Here is a 17648-nt window from a genome sequence, read left to right as displayed (position 1 = left end):
TTGGTCTGGTCGATTGCGGCGCGCGCCGGCGCCTACTGGTCTTGCTGCTGCGGCGGCAGCGGCCTCGGCCGGCCACCCCCGCCGCCGTCGTTGCCGCCGCCCTGCTGCGGCGGCGGCCCGCGCCGCTGCTCCTGCTGCTGGCGTTGCTGATCGGCCTGCTGACGGCGTTGCTCCATCTGCTGGCGGCGCTGGTCCTGCTGCTGCTGACGCTGCTGGTCGGCCTGCTGGCGACGCTGCTCCTGTTGCTGGCGCTGTTGGTCGGCCTGCTGGCGGCGCTGGTCCTGTTGCTGGCGCTGCTGGTCAGCCTGCTGGCGCCGCTGCTCCTGTTGCTGGCGCTGCTGGTCAGCCTGCTGGCGCCGCTGCTCCTGTTGCTGGCGCTGCTGGTCAGCCTGCTGGCGCCGCTGCTCCTGCTGCTGGCGCTGCTGGTCAGCTTGCTCCCGCCGCCGCTGTTCCAACTGTTGCCGCTGCTGGTCCTGCTGCTGCCGTTGCTGGTCAGCCTGCTGGCGGCGTTGGTCCTGCTGCTGGCGCTGCTGATCGGCCTGCTGCCGCCGTTGCTCCATCTGCTGCCGCTGCTGGTCCTGCTGCTGACGCTGCTGGTCGGCCTGCTGGCGGCGCTGTTCCATCTGCTGGCGCTGCTGGTCCTGCTCGACGCGGCGGCGTTCGATGTCCTGCTGCTGATTGGCGCGCAGCTGGTCCGGGCGTGGGCCCGGCGGCTGGCCGGGGCGAGGCGCTCCCGCATCGGGGCCGGCGCCCGGCGGCAGGCCGGGCCGGGGCGCGGGCATATCCGGGCGGGCGTCGGGACGCGCCCCCGGCGGCATGCCCGGGCGCGGGCCGGGCACGGCGTCCGGGCGGGCATTCACCCGCTCCGCCCGCGTGCGCTGCTCGTCGCGGATGCGGTCCATCTGCTGGCGGCGCTGCTCCACCGCCTGCCGGCGTTCGCGCTCCAGCGTGTCGGAGCGCGAATCGGCCTCGCGGCGCAGCTGGCGGATGCGGTCGGCACGGTCGCGCTCGATGCGGTCGAGGTCGCGGCGGTAGCCGTCCGGGTCGCCATAGCGGCGCTCGCGCAGTTCGCGCCGCTGATCCGGCTCCAGCGCGCCCAGGAGCGCCGCCGAAGGCGCGAACAGGCCGGCCGGGCCGCCCATGTTGCGGTCCTCGCGGACATATTGCCGGATGAGCGGGCGGCGGCCGGGATCGATCTGGCGCTCATAGCGCGGCGGCGGCGCGTAGCGGTCGCCGAAGGCGATGAACGGCGCGAAGATCGCCAGCGTACCGGCGTTGTAGAACAGCTCGTCCTGGCGATCGACATAGACCACATCGCGCGAGACCATGCGCTCGCGGATCGGCGGGCCGTAGACATCGGCGCCGAAGCCGCGATTGACGTAGTAGCCGTCGTTCCAGCTCGGCTCGTAATAGTCGGGCGCCGCCCGCAGATAGGTGCCGATGGCCGGGATCGGCGCGACATAGGGCGAGAGGTCCTCCTCGCCCATGTAGCGATCCTCGACGAACACCCAGCTTTCCGCCACCGGCGGCGCATAGGCGACGGGGCGGCCGACGGCATAGCCGGCGCGGTCGGGGCCGATCGGCGCCCAGCCGGTGCGCCCGCCGCCGCGGCGCCAGGTCACCCAGGCCGGCGCCCAGGTGTCGCCCGGCACCCAGAACCAGCCATAGGCCGGGTCATAGCCCCAGCGGCCGTAATGATAGGTCGCCCAGCCGAACGGCTCGTAGGATTCCCAGTACCAGCCATAGGCATCCGTCCACACCCAGCGCCCTTCCTGATAGGGCCGCCAGCCCGGCCCGACATTGGAGGGCACGAACACGTACTGGTAGTCGGGGTGCTGGACCCAGGAGCCGTAGTCGCCGAGCTGGTCGTAGAACACGTTGACGTCGAGGCTGGCGCCTCCCTGTGGCGGCCCGGCCTGAGCCAGCCGCACTGGCGCGTTCTGGGCGGCGGCCGGTAGAGCCGCGGCGGTGGCGAGCAGGCTCGCGGTCAAGCCCATGGCGAGCAGCGGGCGGTTGAGGCGAAGCATGTACGTACCTCGTAGTAACGGACGCGAAGTGCAAGATAACGTCGTCGGGTCGGGAAAGTTGCAGAGGGAAATTGTCAGGAGAGTTTTTGGTAGGAATAGTCTTGTAGGTCGAAGGATAATGTCGAAATCATGACTTCGAAGTCCCGGCGAATTTTTACGGTATCCGAGCGATTCATCTGGGGTTGCTAGGTGTCGAATGGGTCGGAAATACGGAGCACCGCGCGACCGCTCCCGTGATCTGCTGCGTGCTCTTGCCGCGCCGCTGTCGGTCCGAGGCTTTGCCGGCACGCGGTTGGACGGCCTCCGCCATAATCCTGCCCGCCCGGTCGGGAATGGCTGGGGCGGTATCGGAGACCCCTCGAATGGCGCCGCCCGCATGATGGCTGCCCCCACGGTCGCCCCCGTGGCTGCCGCCATCGCTGCCCCGCGCGTCGAGCTCGGCGCGCTCGATGTGCCGTTCCCGCCTTCCGCCCATGCGCGGCGGGGCGTGGAGGCGGCGCGGCTCGCCGGGGCGCTGGCGCTGCATCTGGCCGCGCTGCTGCTGGTGCTGCGGATGACGGTGATGCCGTCGCCGGAGCCGGTGGAGGGACCGGCGGTGGAGACCGAGGTGATCAGCGCCCACGACTTCGACCGCCTGCGCGGCGTCGCGCCGGCATCTCCCGCGCCCGACGCTTCCGCCTCTGAACCTTCCGCCTCTGAACCTTCCGCCCCCGCACCTTCCGCTTCGACGCCCAGCACCCCGGAGCCCGTGCCGGCCACGCCGTCGCCCGCCACCCCCGCGAACCGGCCGGACGACATGATCCGCCCGACCCGCATGCTGTCGGAACAGGCGCTGGCCGATCCGCGAAGCCGGGCGACGCGCCGGGCGCTGGCCACGCTGGCGGAGGAGGAGCGTATCGCCCAGCTCTGCGACCTCGAGGCGATGGAGCAGATCCACGTCTGGCAGCCCGGCTACCAGCCCGACCGCCTGGTCGACTACGCCCGCGCCGACACGCGCATGCGCGGCAACAGCCTCATCGCCGGCGGCGGCGCCTTCCGCAGCCATCTGAAATGGTACGAGGTGTCGTTTTCCTGCGATCTCGACGCCGGGCTGCGCCGGGTGGTCGGCTTCGCCTTCAAGGTCGGCGCGCCGATCCCGCGTCAGGACTGGACGTCGCTCAACCTGCCGGCGGTGCACTGATCGCGGGCGCCAGCGCCACGCCGCATTCGGCGGCGACCCGCCGCCCCAGCTCGGCCATCAGCGCGTCGATCGCCCGCCGGTCGGTGCCGAGCGGCCGGCCGTCGAGCGCGGTGGCCGGGCGCAGGAAGCGCACGCTGTTGGTGAGGAACACCGCGTCGGCGCGGCCGAGTTCGTCCGGGTCGAGCGGGCGCTCCTCCACCGTCAGGCCGAGCGCCGGGGCGGTCTCGCAGACCAGCCCGCGCAAAATGCCCGGCAGGCAGCCCTCGGTGAGGGGCGGCGTCGCCAGCCGGTCGCCGCTCACCGCGAACACATTGGCGATGGTGGTGCAGGCGACCCGCCCGCGCGTGTTGAGGATCAGCGCGTCGTCCGCTCCCGCCTCGGCGGCCTGCCGGGCGGCGAGGATGGCGTCGAGATAGCCGAGCGTCTTGAGGTTGGCGGTCGGCGAGAACTCGTTGCGCCGCCCGGCGGCGGTGACGAGGCGCGCCGGCTGGCCGAGCAATGCCGGGCTCCACGGCGCCGCCGTCACCACCAGCGTGGGTTCACCGACGCTGGCCGGCCACAGGCCGCGCGCGGCGGTCCCGCGCGTCACCGTGGTGCGCAGGATGGCGGGAGCCGGCGTCAACGCCGCGTCGATCGCCGCCTCCAGCCGCTGGCGTTCGAGGACGATGCCGATGGCGGCGCAGGCGGCGAGCAGCCGCTGGACATGCGGCGCGCGGGCGAACACCACGCCGCCCAGCGCCAGCGCGGTGTCGAATATCCCGTCGCCCAGAGTGAAGCCGCGATCCTCGACGCTGACCGTCGTGTTCATGCGTATCGCGTCGGTCGTCGCGTTCACGCGTGTCGATTCGATTGTCGCGTTCACGCGAACTGGTTCATCCGTCGCGCTCACGCGACATGCCCCCCGCGCCAGCCTTCGGTCTGCGGCAGCACCAGCGGGGCGGCGGGCGAGGGCACGGGCGCCTCGGTCCATCCGGTCGGCGACAGCCGGGTGCCGGGCACCGCATGCGGGGTCCTCACGCGCGCCAGCTTGAGGAAGTTCTCCATCAGCCGGTAGCCGTGCTCGGTCAGCACCGATTCCGGGTGGAACTGCACGCCATAGGTCGGGTGCTCGCGATGGGCGAGGCCCATGATCTCGCCATCGGCGCTCCAGGCGGTCGCCTCCAGCGGCCCGGCCGGATCGAGATCCACCGCCAGCGAATGGTAGCGCCCGGCGGCGAAGGGAGAGGGCAGGCCGGCGAACACGTCGCTGCCGCGATGGGTGACGGCGGAGGGACGCCCGTGCATCGGCTCCTTCGCCCGCCGCACCCGCCCGCCCAGCGCCTGGGCGATGCACTGGTGGCCGAGGCAGATGCCGAGGATCGGCACGGTGCCGGACAATTGCCGGATCGCCTCCAGCGAGACGCCGGCCTCATCGGGCGCGCAGGGGCCGGGCGAGATGACCAGCGCCTCCGGCTGTCGCGCCGCCAGCGCAGCAGTGCTCACCGCATCGTTGCGCAGCACCTCTACCTCGGCACCGAGCTCGACGAGGTAGCGTGCCACGTTGAAGGCGAAGCTGTCGTAATTGTCGATGAGGACGATCATGCCATCGCTCCCATGTTACGGCTCCCGCCTCATCGCCCGTCCGGCCGGAAGGCGCGGAACAGGCGCTCGGCCTTGGTCAGGCTCTCGCGATATTCTGCCGCCGGGTCGGAGAGCAGGGTGATGCCGCCGCCGACCCCGAAGCGGGCCTCGCCCTTTTCCAGCGTCACGGTGCGGATGGCGATGTTGAGGTCGGCGCTGCCGTCGAAGCCGAGATAGCCGATGGCGCCGCAATAGACGCCGCGCGGCATGCCCTCCAACTCGCGGATGATCTCCATGGCGCGGATCTTCGGCGCCCCGGTGATCGAGCCGCCGGGGAAGGAGGCGGCGATCAGGTCGAGCCCGTCGCAGCCCGGCTCCAGCGTGCCGGTCACCACCGAGACGAGGTGATGCACATTGGCATAGGTCTCCAGCCCGCACAGCCGCGGCACCTTCACCGTGCCGGGGCGGCACACCCGCGAGAGATCGTTGCGCAGGAGGTCGACGATCATCACGTTCTCGGCGCGGTCCTTCTCGCTGGCGACCAGCTCGCGGCCACGAAAGGCGTCGAGCGTCGGCTCCACCGAGCGCGGCTGCGTGCCCTTGATCGGGCGGGTCTCGACCTCCAGCCCGTCCCCGCCGGCGCGGAGCGTCAGGAAGCGCTCGGGCGAGGAGGAGGCGATGGCGCGTCCCTCGCTGAGGATCAACGCGGCGAAGGTGGCGGGGTTGGCGTTGCGCAGCCGCTCATAGATGGTGAGCGGGTCGACATTGCCGAGCCGGGCGCGGAACTGCTGGGTGAAGTTGGCCTGGAAGATGTCGCCGGCGCGGATATAGGCGATCACCTGCGCCACCGCCGCCTCATAGCTCGGGGCGTCGAAATTCGACGTCCAGTCGACCGCCGGCAGCGCGGTGTCGAGCGGCGGCAGCGGGGCCTTGAGCACCGCGCTCATCTGCGCCATGCGCTCGCGGGCACGGGCGAGCCGCGCCTGCGGCTCGGTCTCCGGCCAGCCGGTGGAGATGAGGTAGGTGCGCCGGCCGACGAGGTCGAAGGCCAGCACGACGTCGTAGAAGCCGAGATCGATCTCCGGCCCTTCGCCCGGCTCGGGGCGGGGCGTCGGGAAGCGGTCGAACAGCCGGCCGGCCTCATAGGCGAAGGTGCCGATGGCGCCGCCCTGGAAGGGGGCGTCGCAGGGCAGGGGTCCCTGGGCATAGAGCGCCATCCGGCGGCGCAGCGCCTCCAGGGGCGCGCCGTCCTCGGGCACGCCGTTCCAGCTGGCGATGCCGCCCTTGACGCGGAAGCGACCGAACGGATCGGCCGCCACGAAGGACCACCGTCCCAGCTGCGGATGCGCCATGGCGCTGTCGAGGAAGGCCAGCCCGTCAAACGTCGCCGCCAGCCGCCGGGCGGTGTGCCAGGGGTCGGCATGGTCGATCGAGACGACGAGTGGGGGCGGCTCCTGAATCATGCGCGGAATATGGGGCCTTGCCGGCGCAGTTCCTAGCCGCCGCGTGCGGGGAGGCCTATTGGTCGCAAGTGGTGTTCTAATGCATCAGTGACGCAAACATCCTGAGAATAGGCCCAAAAGGCAGCTTGACGGTGAGGCAGCCGAATGATGGCCTAGCCGGAACAAAAAGGCGCTGCCGGGCAGGGACGGCGCCAGCGACAATAACGCGACCCAATAATCGTTCTGGAGGAACGCCAAGATGAAATGGAAGACCGTCGCCGCGGGTCTCGCGGCTCTCGCTCTCGGGCTGACCCCGCTCGCCGGCGCCCAGGCGCAGGACTACCCTAGCCGCGCCATTTCGATGATCGTGCCGTTCGCGGCCGGCGGCCCGACCGACACCGTCGCCCGGCTGATCGCCGAATCCATGTCGCGCAGCCTCGGCCAGCAGATCGTGGTGGAGAATGTCGGCGGCGCCGGCGGCACCCGCGGCGCCGGCCAGGTCGCCAAGGCGACGCCGGACGGCTACACGGTCCTGCTGCATCATATCGGCCAGGCCACCTCGGCGACGCTCTACCGTAAGCTGCCCTACAACGTGCTGACCGACTTCGAGGAAGTCGGCCTCGTCACCGACGTGCCGATGACCATGATCGCCAAGTCCTCGCTGGAGCCGAAGGACATCGGCGCCCTGGTCGCCTATGTGAAGGCGAACAAGGACAAGGTGATCTACGGCAATGCCGGCGTCGGCTCCGCCTCGCATCTGTGCGGCATGCTTTTCATGTCGGCGCTGGGCACCCCGATGACCACGGTGCCGTATCAGGGCACGGGTCCGGCGATGAACGACCTCGTCGGCGGCCAGATCGACCTGATGTGCGACCAGACCACCAACACCACCGGGCAGATCAAGGCTGGCAAGGTGAAGGCTTATGCCGTCACCACCAAGGAACGCCTCAAGGCGCTGCCGGACATCCCCACCATGCAGGAAGGCGGGGTGAAGGACTTCGAGATCGCCGTCTGGCACGGCATGTACGCGCCGAAGGGCACGCCCCCCGCGGTGGTCGCCAAGCTGAACGCGGCGCTGAAGCAGGCGCTCCAGGATCCCAAGGTGATCGCCCGCTTCGCCGACCTCGGCACCGAGCCGGTCTCGCAGGACCGTGCCACGCCAGAGGTGCACAAGGCCTTCGTCGCCTCCGAGGTCGCCAAGTGGAAGCCGGTCATCGAGCAGGCCGGCGTCTTCGCCGACTGATCCCGCTTTCCCGATTGTCATCCCCGTCCGTCCATCTTCCCTTGGGGTAGGTGGCCGGACGGGTGTCGCCTCTTTTCTCCGCGAGGTTCCGCATGGGTCGCTTTGTCCGAAGCCCGAAGGACGTCGTCACCGGGTTGCTGCTCATCTTCCTGGGCGCCTGGTTCGCCTGGCTCGGCTCCGATCTGCCGATCGGTCGGGCGATCCGGATGGGGCCGGGCTACTTCCCGCTCGTCCTGTGCGGGATTCTGGCCGCACTTGGTCTCATCGTCCTCCTCACCGGCCTCGATTTCGGCGGTGATGCGGAGGCCGACGAGGATGCCCGGCAGATCGCCATACCCTGGCAGGGGCTGGCCCTCATCACCCTGTCGGTGGTGGTGTTCGGCCTCGCGGTGCGGCCGCTGGGGCTCGGCCCGGCGATGGGCCTCGCGGTGTTCATCTCCGCGGCGGCGAGCCGGCGATTCTCGCTGAAGGGTGGCGCGATCATGGCGGCCGTCATGGTCGCCTTCGCCTGGGCGGTGTTCATCAAGGGCCTCGGCCTGCCGCTCCCCATGCTCGGCCCGTGGCTCGGCGGCTATTGATCGGAGAGTTAAGTCCATGGAAATCTTCGATCATCTGGCGCTGGGCTTCTCGGTCGCCTTCACCTTCCAGAACCTGTTCTACTGCTTCATCGGCGTGCTGTTGGGCACGTTGATCGGCGTCCTGCCGGGCCTCGGCCCGGTGCCGACCATCGCCATGCTGCTGCCGATCACCTTCGGCCTGCCGCCGGTCTCGGCGCTGATCATGCTCGCCGGCATCTATTACGGCGCGCAATATGGCGGTTCGACCACCGCCATCCTGATCAACCTGCCCGGCGAGAGCTCGTCGGTGGTCACCGCCATCGACGGCTACCAGATGGCACGGCAGGGCAGGGCGGGCGCGGCGCTCGCCACGGCGGCGCTGGGATCCTTCTTCGCCGGCTCGGTCGCCACTTTCCTGCTCGCCGTCTTCGCCCCGCCGCTCGCCGAGATCGCGCTGAAATTCGGGCCGCCGGAATATTTTTCCCTGATGGTTCTGGGACTTGTCGCCTCAGTGTCGCTGGCCTCGGGCTCGGTGATCAAGGCGCTGGCGATGGTGGTGCTGGGCATCCTGCTCGGGCTGTCCGGGCAGGACGTCTATACCGGCACGCCGCGTTTCACCTTCGACATCGTGGAACTAGCCGATGGCATCGAGTTCGTGGCGCTGGCCATGGGCCTGTTCGGCCTGGTGGAAATCATCCGCAACCTTGAGGACGAGCACACCCGCACCGTGATGGTGCAGAAGGTGCAGGGCCTCATGCTGTCGAAGGACGACTTCAAGCGCATCATCGCCCCGGTGCTGCGCGGCACGATTCTCGGCTCCTTCCTCGGCATCCTGCCGGGCGGCGGCGCGATGCTCTCCTCCTTCGCCTCCTATTCGATCGAGAAGCGCGTCTCCAAAAACCCGCAGCAGTTCGGCAAGGGCGCGATCGAGGGCGTGGCCGGACCGGAGAGCGCCAACAATGCCGGCGCGCAGACCTCCTTCATCCCGATGCTGACGCTGGGCATTCCGTCCAACCCGGTGATGGCGCTGATGATCGGCGCGCTGATCATCCAGGGCATCGTGCCGGGTCCCAACGTGGTGAACGAGCAGCCGAATCTGTTCTGGGGCATCATCGCCTCCATGTGGATCGGCAATTTCATGCTGGTGGTGCTGAACCTGCCGCTGATCGGCATCTGGGTGCGGCTGCTCACGGTGCCCTACCACATCCTGTTCCCGCTGATCATCGGCTTCTGCTGCATCGGCGTCTACAGCGTGAACAACAACGTCTACGACGTCTACGCCATGGCCGCCTTCGGCGTGTTCGGCTACCTGCTGGTCAAGCTCGATTGCGAGCCGGCGCCGCTGCTGCTCGGCTTCATCATCGGGCCGATGCTGGAGGAGTATCTGCGCCGCGCCATGCTGATCTCGCGCGGCGATCCCAGCGTGTTCGTCACCCGCCCGCTTTCGGCGGTCATGCTGGCGATCGCGGTGCTGGCTTTGACGCTGGTGCTGCTGCCTTCTGTGCGTAAGAAGCGCGAAGAGGCATTTAAAGAGTAAAAAATTGCCCGGGCCGGTAGACAGGCCCGGGCTGCTTTGGTACACGACCGCCGTTCGCGAGGAAACGCCTCGCTGAAACAACCCGGTCGGGCGCATAGCTCAGTTGGTAGAGCAGCTGACTCTTAATCAGCGGGTCCTAGGTTCGAGCCCTAGTGCGCCCACCACTCTTAGAGAGTGGTACTACCCGGCCGGTTTTCTGCCTCGTTTGCAGATTAAACTGTTTCCCCTTATGCCGTAGCAAGCGTGGTTATTACCACTGCGGTCATGTTGATCGCTGCTGGACGCTTCATGCGGCTATCAGGGCGGCCTTGAATGCCGTCGGCCAATTCCGGGGAGAATCAGCCATTCACGACACCGGCACCCTCTGCGCCCGTTGCCTGCGTTGCGGGCGGCGATCCATTCTCGGCCGCAGCGAGCAGCTGAACGCGCTCCCTGATGCTTCGGGTACCACGCGCGCCCAGCTGCGCTGCGACATTTGCGGTGGCCGGCGCATCGAGCTCGTGCACGCGCAGGGGCCGACCGAAGTGGTGGCGTTCATCTCCGGGCGCCGCTGACGGCGAACCAAACGCCTTCGCGCGCGTTGAGCTGTCGAACCGGTTCAGCACGGGAGAGCGGCGATGGCGAAGAGCAACACCTCGAACATGTCCGATGCGGACGCGAAGCAGGCGCCTCTGCGACCGCCGCGTTCCCGCGCCGCGCCGGCCCGGGCGCCGCGCATAGCCGATGATCTCGTGTCTATGCTGCCGGATGTGCCGATCCCGGACGAAGCGGGCCTCGAGCCGCCCGTGCGCGGCCGCGCCGCCATCGGGATGCCCGACCGAAAATACTCCTTCAATGCCCTGGTCGCTGTCGGCATCGCCGGTTTCCTCGTCGGTCGTTTGCTGTCACGCTGATCGCCGATCCGCAAGGAATCTCCGTATGCAAACGCTCACCGTGCGTCACGTTACGCACTACACCTACGCCAACCCGGTGGTGTTCCAGCCGCACCGGCTGATGTTGCGCCCGCGCGACAGCCATGACCTGCGGTTGGTCGGCGCCGAGCTGACGCTGTGGCCACACGGCCATGTCCGCTGGATGCATGACGTGTTCGGCAATTCCGTCGCGGTGGTGGACTTCATCGAGCCGTCCAACGAGCTGAAGATCGAGAGCGTGCTCACCATCGAGCGTTTCGGCATCGGCACGCCGATCTTCGAGGTCGAGGAGGGCGCGGCCACTTATCCGTTCGTCTATTCGACCGACGACCGCACCGATCTCGGCCGCATGCTCGAATGCCACTATCCCGATCCCAATGGCGAGCTCGAAGCCTGGGCCAAGGGCTTTATCGCCAGCCGGCCGACCGACACGATGGCGCTGCTGTCGGACATCAATGCCGGCATCCACACCGGCTTCGCCTATCAGGTGCGGCACGAGCAGGGCACCCAGCCGCCGCTGGAGACGCTGCGGCTCGGCTCGGGCTCATGTCGGGATTTCGCGCTGCTGCTGATCGAGGCGGTGCGCGCGCTGGGTTTCGGCGCACGGTTCGTCACCGGCTATCTCTACGATCCGGCGCTCGATGGCGAGAATGCCGGTATCGTCGGCGCCGGCGCCACCCATGCCTGGGCCGACATCTATCTGCCGGGCGCCGGCTGGATCGAGTTCGACCCGACCAACGGGTCGATCGCCGCGGACAATCTCATCCGGGTGGCGGTGACACGCGATCCCGCCCAGGCGGTGCCGGTCGCTGGCGGCTTTACCGGGTTGGTGGGCGATTATCTCGGCATGACCGTCGATGTCTCCGTGCGTTCGCCGCAGCCGGAGGCTGATGCGGCGGAGCTGGTCGCCTCCGAGCTGGCCGAAGGGCAGTCCGAGGCGGCCGAGGGTACACCGTCGGAGACGGCGGCGGCCTGAAACAGGCGGGCCGCATCAAATGAAAGGGCCGCCTCTCGGCGGCCCTTTGCTTGTGTCGGATCGTATGCCGGCGGATCAGGCGCCGGCGGCTTCCAGCGTCGGATAGTCGGTGTAGCCCTTCTCGCCGCCGCCATAGAGGTGGTCGCGGTCGAGCTCGTTGAAGGGCAGGTCCTTCTTCAGCCGTTCCACCGTGTCGGGCGAGGAGATGAACACCTTGCCGAAGGCGACCAGATCCGCTTTGCCGGCCGTCACCACCTGTTCGGCCATCGCCTTGTCGTAGCCGTTATTGACCATCCAGGTGCGGCTGAAACGCTTGTGCAGCGCCTCGAAGTCGAAGCCGGGCACGATGTCGCGCGGGCCGCCCGTGGCGCCCTCAATCATGTGCACATAGACCGGCCCGAGCTTCTCCAGCACGTCGACCACATGGGTGAACAGCGCGGCCGGGTCGCTGTCGGTGAGGCCATTGGCCGGCGTCACCGGGGAGATGCGGATGCCGGTGCGGTCGGCGCCGATCTCGCTGATCACCGCTTCCGTCACTTCCTTGAGGAAGCGGACGCGGTTCTCGATCGAGCCGCCATACTGGTCCGTGCGCTGGTTGGCGCCGTCGCGCAGGAACTGGTCGATGAGATAGCCGTTGGCGGCGTGGATCTCGACGCCGTCGAAGCCGGCGGCGATGGCATTGGCGGCCGCCTTGCGGAAGTCGTCGACGATGCCGGGGATCTCATGGGTTTCGAGCGCGCGGGGCGTGTCGACGTCGGTGAACTGGTTGTTCACGAAGGTCTTGGTCTCGGCGCGAATGGCGGAGGGAGCCAGCGGCGGCGCGCTGCCGGGCTGCAGCGAGCGGTGCGAGACGCGTCCGACATGCCAGAGCTGCACGAAGATGCGGCCGCCCTTGGCGTGAACGGCTTCGGTGATCGGCTTCCAGCCCTCGATCTGCGCGGCGGTGTGGAGGCCGGGCGTGTCCTGGTAGCCCTGGGCCGTGTCGGACACCTGGGTGGCCTCGGTCACGATGAGGCCGGCGCTGGCGCGCTGGGCATAATACTTCACGGACAACGGGTTAGGCACATTGCCGGCGACCGCGCGGTTGCGGGTGAGCGGAGCCATGACAATGCGGTTGGCGAGCGTGATGTCGCCGAGGCGGTAGGGTTCGAAAAGCGAGGTAGTCATTCGGAAATGTCCTCGAATGGGGGAGCTTTCCCGTTTCAGATAGACACCGTTGTGCGTCGCACCAGATATGCCGAAGCTTCGGAGTGGTACTACTTTAGTCGTGCACGTGTCGTGTTGTGCGTGATGATAACGCACGTTATATTATGCTGCGTAGGTGAGAAATGAGCGTCCAATCCGATTACGATTTCCTGTCGCTGCTGCACGAGCTGGCGCATCTGATGCGCACCAAGTTCGACCAGCGGGCGCGCGCCCATGACATGACGCGGGCGCAATGGGTGATCCTGGTCAAGCTGCAGCGTTCGCCGGGCCTGACGCAGAACGAGCTGGCGCAGCTTGTCGAGGTCGAGCCGATCACCGTCGCCCGGCTGGTGGATCGCCTGCAACTGCGCGGCTTCGTCGAGCGGCGGCACGACCCGCATGACCGGCGGGTCTGGCGGCTGCATCTGCTGCCGGCCGCCGGGCCGATCATCGACGAGATCGCCGAGGCCCGCAGACAGATAGTGGCCCAGCTTCTCGGAACCGATGTGACGCCGGAGGCGGTTGCCGAGATGGAAGCCACCCTCGGCCTGATGAAGGCCAATCTGAACAGCGAGAGCCGTGCGTCCAACCCGCCGGAGTCCGCCGCGTGAGATCGTCCCATGCTTGACCGCACCAAAAAATCCACGGCCGCCGACGCCGACGCCGACGACAAGCTCGCTCCGGCGGTGCCGGTTGCCGCGCCGAGGCGCCGAGCCCGCCTGCGGGCACCCTTGATGCTCGGCGGTGTCGCCGTGGTGGCGGTCGGCGCCGGCTATTTCTGGCTGACCGGCGGGCGTTACGTCTCCACCGACGACGCCTATGTGCGGGCCGGCAAGCTGATGGTGTCCACCGACGTGTCCGGCCTCGTCACCGATGTCGATGTCAAGGAAGGCCAGCAGGTCGCGGCCGGCGACGTGTTGTTCCGTGTCGATCCGCGCCAGTACGAGATCGCGGCGCACAACGCGCAGGCCAATCTCGACCAGACGCGGCTGACGCTGGAATCGATGAAGGTGGACTACCAGCGCATGGCGAGCGATATCGCCGCCGCCGCTGCCACGGTGCAGAACGATCAGGCGATTTTCGATCGCTACGAGGTACTGGTGAAGGACACCGCCGCGGTGTCGCGTGCGGCGTATGATCAGGCTCGTTTCACGCTGGAGACCGACCGGGCCAAGCACGATTCGATCAAGCAGCAGGCGGCGGTGCTGCTCGCCAAGCTGGGCGGGCACCCCGACCTCGCGGTCGAGCAGCATCCGCTCTACCTCCAGGCCAAGGCGACCCTCGACGAGGCGCAGCGCCAGCTCGACCACGCGGTGGTGCGGGCGCCTTTCGCCGGCACCGTGACCGAGGTCGACAGCCTCCAGCCCGGCCTCTATCTGGTCGCGGCCACTGCGGCGCTCACCAACCAGGGCGCGGTGGGGTTGATCTCCGCCGACGACATGTGGGTCGAGGCCAATATCAAGGAGACCGACCTTTCCCATCTGAAGGCCGGCGACAAGGTCGATGTCAGCATCGACGCCTATCCGGGCCACAGCTGGACCGGCGTGGTCGACAGCATCGCCCCGGCGAGCGGCGCCGAGTTCTCCGTGCTGCCGGCGCAGAACGCCAGCGGCAACTGGGTGAAGGTGGTGCAGCGCGTGCCGGTGCGCATCCGCGTCGAGCACAAGGCCGACGATCCGGTGCTGCGTGCCGGCATGAGCGCCTTCGTCGATATCGATACCGGGCATTCGCGCAGGCTGCGCGACATTCTGTGATTTCCCCATCGGCTGCTTCCGCCCCCCAAAGCAGCCGGTCGAGACGGGTGGGGTTCGGCCTTGTCGGCCGGTGATCCCGCCCGTCTCATCGTTCCTCCGGCCATGGGCCGGTCCATGAGGCATGGAACATGTCCGTCGCCGCTCCCGCCGCCGATGCCGCGCGTCCTGCCGGTGCCACCCGCGCGATCATCACCGTCTGCGCGATGACGGCGACGCTGATGCAGGCCCTCGACGGCACCATCGCCAATGTGGCGCTGCCCTACATGCAGGGCTCGCTGTCGGCCACCGCCGACCAGATCACCTGGGTGCTGACCTCCTACATCGTCGCCGCCGCCATCATGACGGCGCCGGTCGGCTGGCTCTCCGCGCGCTTCGGCCGTAAGAGCGTGTTCCTCGCCAGCCTGATCGGCTTCACCGTCGCCTCCATGCTGTGCGGCGTGGCGCAGTCGCTGACGCAGATGGTGATCTTCCGCCTGGCGCAGGGCGTGTTCGGCGCGGCGCTGGTGCCGCTGTCGCAGGCAACGATGATGGACATCTACCCCGCCCACCAGCGCGGCCAGGCGATGGCGATCTGGGGCATGGGCGTCATGCTCGGCCCGATCCTCGGCCCGACGCTCGGCGGCTGGCTGACCGATGCCTATAACTGGCGCTGGGTGTTCTATGTGAACCTGCCCTTCGGCCTGCTCGCTCTGGCCGGGCTGGTCGTCTTCATGCAGGACGAAGGCCGCAACAACGCGCTGCGCTTCGACTGGACCGGCTTCGGCGTGCTGGCGCTCGGCATCGGTGCCTTGCAGATGATGCTCGACCGCGGCGAGCAGCTCGACTGGTTCGGCTCCACCGAGGTGGTGGTGGAGGCGGTGCTGGCCGGGCTCGGCCTCTATCTCTTCGCCGTGCACATGATGACGCACGACAAGCCGTTCCTGAGCCCGCGCCTGTTCCGCGACCGCAACTTCGCTGCCGGGCTCGTCATCATGTTCGCCATCGGCCTGGTGCTGCTCGCCACCTCGGCGCTGCTCGCGCCCTATCTGCAGCGGCTCAGCGGCTATCCGGTGCAGACCGCCGGCCTGCTGATGGCGCCGCGCGGCTTCGGCACCATGGTCGCGATGATGATCGCCGGGCGGCTGGTGTCGCGCACGGACCCGCGGGTCGTCATGTTCGGCGGCCTCGCCATGATCGCCTGGAGCCTGTGGGACATGACCGGCTGGACGCCGGACATCGACACCCACTCGATGATCCTCAACAGCATCGCCCAGGGCGCGGGCCTCGGCTTCGTGTTCACGCCGCTTACCGTCGTCGCTTTCGCCACGCTGGCACCGGAACTGCGCACCGACGGCACCGCGCTGTTCAGCCTGGTGCGAAATGTCGGCAGTGCCATCGGCGTGTCGATCACCTCGTTCCTGCTGGCGCAGAACACCCAGATCATGCACGCGCAGATCGCCGAGCATGTGACGCCGTTCAATTCCGCGGTGCAGAGCGGCGGCGCCTACCAGTTCTGGAACATCGCCAATCCCTCGACACTGGCCGCCCTCAACGCCGAGATCACCCGACAGGCCACCGCCATCGCCTATGTCGACGACTTCAAGCTGATGATGCTGGTGACGCTGCCGACCGCGCTGCTGCTGTTGTTGATGAAGACACCGTCGCGGGCTCCCACCGCCGATGGCCATGTCGAGGTGCTCGACTGATTTCGGGTCTTCTCGGGCGGTCGAGACACGCGCTCGGGGCGTTCGGCCGGAGCTCTCCACGGGGCCAGTCGTCTCGGTCGCGATGTTGGAATAGCTCCAACGTCAAGGGCTTGAGCCGATTGTTGCCGTCGAGGTCATTTCGGTCTGCCCGGAATATGTTCTAGAAGAGGCTCGCCGGAACCGGGCTGGGCTTCATGATCGACATCGCATCGCGCGTCTACAATCACACCTGGAAGATCGATCCGATCGTCCGCTCCGTGCTCGACACGGACTTCTACAAGCTCCTGATGGCGCAGACGATCTATCGTCGTCATTTCCATACCCGCGTCACCTTCGGCATCATCAACCGCACCCGGCACGTGCGCATCGCCGACTTCGTCGACGAGAGCGAATTGCGCGAGCAGCTCGACCATGTGCGCACGCTCAGCCTGACGCGCGGCGAATCCACATGGCTGCGCGGCAACATGTTCTACGGCAAGCGCCAGATGTTCTCGCCGGACTTCATCGCCTGGCTCGAGAGCTTCCGCTTCCCGCCCTACCACCTCGAAAAGCGCGACGGCCAGTTCGAGCTGACCTTCGAGGGGCCGTGGATCGAGACCACCATGTGGGAGATCCCGGCGCTCGCCATCATCAACGAGCTGCGCTCGCGGGCGGTGCTGCGCGGCATGGGGCGCTTCGAGCTGCAGGTGCTGTACGCTCGCGCCATGACCCGCGTGTGGGAGAAGGTGGAGCGGCTGCGGGCGCTCGAAGGGGTGAACGTCGCCGATTTCGGCACGCGGCGGCGGCATGGCTTCCTGTGGCAGGACTGGTGCGTGCAGGCGATGATCGAGGGGCTCGGCGAGAGCTTCCTCGGCACCTCCAACTGCCTGATCGCGCTCCGGCGCGAGGTGGAGGCGACCGGTACCAACGCGCATGAGCTGCCGATGGTCTATGCCGCGCTGGCCGATACCGACGCAGAGCTCGCCCAGGCACCCTACCGGGTGCTGCTCGACTGGCAGCAGGATTACGAGGGCAATCTCCGCGTCATCCTGCCCGACACGTTCGGCACCACCGGCTTCCTCGCCGATGCTCCGGACTGGGTGGACCAGTGGACCGGCATCCGCATCGACAGCAAGGAGCCGATCGCCGGCGGCGAGGAAGCCATCGCCTGGTGGCGCGCCCGCGGCCAGGACCCGACGCAGAAGCTGGCCATCTTTTCCGATGCGCTCGACGTCGACGACATCGTCCGCATCCATCGGCACTTTCATGGCCGCATGAAGCTCGGCTTCGGCTGGGGAACCTTGCTCACCAACGATTTCCGCGGCTTCGTCGCCGATGGCGGGCTCGACCCGATCTCGATCGTCTGCAAGGTGATTTCGGCCGACGGGCGCCCCACCGTAAAACTCTCCGACAACCCGACCAAGGCGATGGGGCCGGCCGATGAGATCGCCCGCTACAAGCGGGTTTTCCATGTCGCGGAGCAGGCGGAGCGGGAGATCATGGTGTGAGCGGGGCTGAGGATAACTTGCCCGTCACGGGTATCGAGGTAGCGCCGGCCGAGCAGGCACAGAAAGCTTGGCCAAGAGTTGCCGCAATCCGCCTCCATGGTGAA

14 protein-coding genes, 1 tRNA gene and 1 pseudogene are annotated in these 17648 nt (G+C 68.1%); 11 read left to right on the top strand and 5 right to left on the bottom strand.

All coding sequences use genetic code 11. From position 1 onward, the window contains the following. Nucleotides 1–32: 32 nt before the first annotated feature. Nucleotides 33–2027 (bottom strand): DUF6600 domain-containing protein, encoded by a 1995-nt coding sequence (locus KHC28_RS21825; RefSeq protein ID WP_214010471.1) that lies wholly within the window; start codon nt 2025–2027, stop codon nt 33–35. 376 nt (nt 2028–2403) lie between these two features. On the opposite strand from KHC28_RS21825, the gene KHC28_RS27535 reads away from it, so the two are divergent. Continuing rightward, nucleotides 2404–3207 (top strand): DUF930 domain-containing protein, encoded by an 804-nt coding sequence (locus KHC28_RS27535; protein WP_246565095.1) that lies wholly within the window; start codon nt 2404–2406, stop codon nt 3205–3207. On the opposite strand, the gene KHC28_RS21815 is transcribed toward KHC28_RS27535, so the two are convergent. The 3 genes and pseudogenes from KHC28_RS21815 to pabB all read right to left on the bottom strand — a co-directional run bounded on the left by KHC28_RS21815 (nt 3185) and on the right by pabB (nt 6230). Then, nucleotides 3185–4042, bottom strand: coding sequence for an aminotransferase class IV (locus KHC28_RS21815; RefSeq protein WP_312893304.1), 858 nt, complete (start codon nt 4040–4042; stop codon nt 3185–3187). The genes KHC28_RS27535 and KHC28_RS21815 overlap by 23 nt on opposite strands. Nucleotides 4043–4218: 176 nt before the next feature. Beyond that, nucleotides 4219–4788, bottom strand: a pseudogene (locus KHC28_RS21810) (anthranilate synthase component II); the annotation flags it as partial. A 29-nt stretch (nt 4789–4817) separates the two neighbouring features. Then, on the bottom strand, nt 4818–6230 hold the full coding sequence (gene pabB / locus KHC28_RS21805; protein WP_214010469.1) for an aminodeoxychorismate synthase component I: 1413 nt from the start codon (nt 6228–6230) through the stop codon (nt 4818–4820). 238 nt (nt 6231–6468) lie between these two features. Between pabB and KHC28_RS21800 the strand changes: the two genes are divergently transcribed. The 6 genes from KHC28_RS21800 to KHC28_RS21775 all read left to right on the top strand — a co-directional run bounded on the left by KHC28_RS21800 (nt 6469) and on the right by KHC28_RS21775 (nt 11433). Further along, a complete protein-coding gene (locus KHC28_RS21800) occupies nt 6469–7452 on the top strand; it encodes a tripartite tricarboxylate transporter substrate binding protein BugD (RefSeq protein WP_214010468.1) in 984 nt (327 codons plus the stop codon). Nucleotides 7453–7544: 92 nt separating this feature from the next. Further along, nucleotides 7545–8030 carry a tripartite tricarboxylate transporter TctB family protein gene (locus KHC28_RS21795; RefSeq protein ID WP_214010467.1) on the top strand — a complete coding sequence of 162 codons (486 nt, stop codon included), beginning with the start codon at nt 7545–7547 and terminating at the stop codon, nt 8028–8030. Nucleotides 8031–8046: 16 nt separating this feature from the next. Then, a complete protein-coding gene (locus KHC28_RS21790; RefSeq protein WP_214010466.1) occupies nt 8047–9546 on the top strand; it encodes a tripartite tricarboxylate transporter permease in 1500 nt (499 codons plus the stop codon). A gap of 88 nt (nt 9547–9634) precedes the next feature. Next, nucleotides 9635–9710, top strand: a tRNA-Lys gene (locus KHC28_RS21785). 453 nt (nt 9711–10163) lie between these two features. Next, entirely contained in the window at nt 10164–10439 is a 276-nt protein-coding gene (locus KHC28_RS21780) for a hypothetical protein (protein WP_214010465.1), read from the top strand. Nucleotides 10440–10464: 25 nt separating this feature from the next. Continuing rightward, nucleotides 10465–11433 (top strand): transglutaminase family protein, encoded by a 969-nt coding sequence (locus KHC28_RS21775; protein ID WP_214010464.1) that lies wholly within the window; start codon nt 10465–10467, stop codon nt 11431–11433. A 75-nt stretch (nt 11434–11508) separates the two neighbouring features. On the opposite strand, the gene KHC28_RS21770 is transcribed toward KHC28_RS21775, so the two are convergent. After that, complete coding sequence (locus KHC28_RS21770) at nt 11509–12600, bottom strand: alkene reductase (RefSeq protein WP_214010463.1); 1092 nt, start codon at nt 12598–12600, stop codon at nt 11509–11511. Nucleotides 12601–12761: 161 nt separating this feature from the next. Here KHC28_RS21770 and KHC28_RS21765 point away from each other — a divergent pair, with 161 nt between their 5' ends. The 4 genes from KHC28_RS21765 to pncB all read left to right on the top strand — a co-directional run bounded on the left by KHC28_RS21765 (nt 12762) and on the right by pncB (nt 17544). Beyond that, the gene (locus KHC28_RS21765) at nt 12762–13229 is read left to right on the top strand and encodes a MarR family winged helix-turn-helix transcriptional regulator (protein ID WP_214010462.1); all 468 of its coding nucleotides are present in this window, start codon (nt 12762–12764) and stop codon (nt 13227–13229) included. 9 nt (nt 13230–13238) lie between these two features. Further along, nucleotides 13239–14372: an HlyD family secretion protein gene (locus KHC28_RS21760; protein WP_214010461.1), complete on the top strand. Its 1134-nt coding sequence runs from the start codon at nt 13239–13241 to the stop codon at nt 14370–14372. A gap of 128 nt (nt 14373–14500) precedes the next feature. Next, nucleotides 14501–16057: a DHA2 family efflux MFS transporter permease subunit gene (locus tag KHC28_RS21755; RefSeq protein WP_214010460.1), complete on the top strand. Its 1557-nt coding sequence runs from the start codon at nt 14501–14503 to the stop codon at nt 16055–16057. Between the two features lie 194 nt (nt 16058–16251). Beyond that, complete coding sequence (pncB, locus tag KHC28_RS21750; RefSeq protein WP_214010459.1) at nt 16252–17544, top strand: nicotinate phosphoribosyltransferase; 1293 nt, start codon at nt 16252–16254, stop codon at nt 17542–17544. The last annotated feature ends 104 nt before the right edge of the window (nt 17545–17648 follow it).

It is taken from the genome of Ancylobacter sonchi (genome assembly GCF_018390695.1).
Classification (GTDB): domain Bacteria; phylum Pseudomonadota; class Alphaproteobacteria; order Rhizobiales; family Xanthobacteraceae; genus Ancylobacter; species Ancylobacter sonchi.
This window is presented reverse-complemented; position numbering and strand designations above follow the sequence as displayed.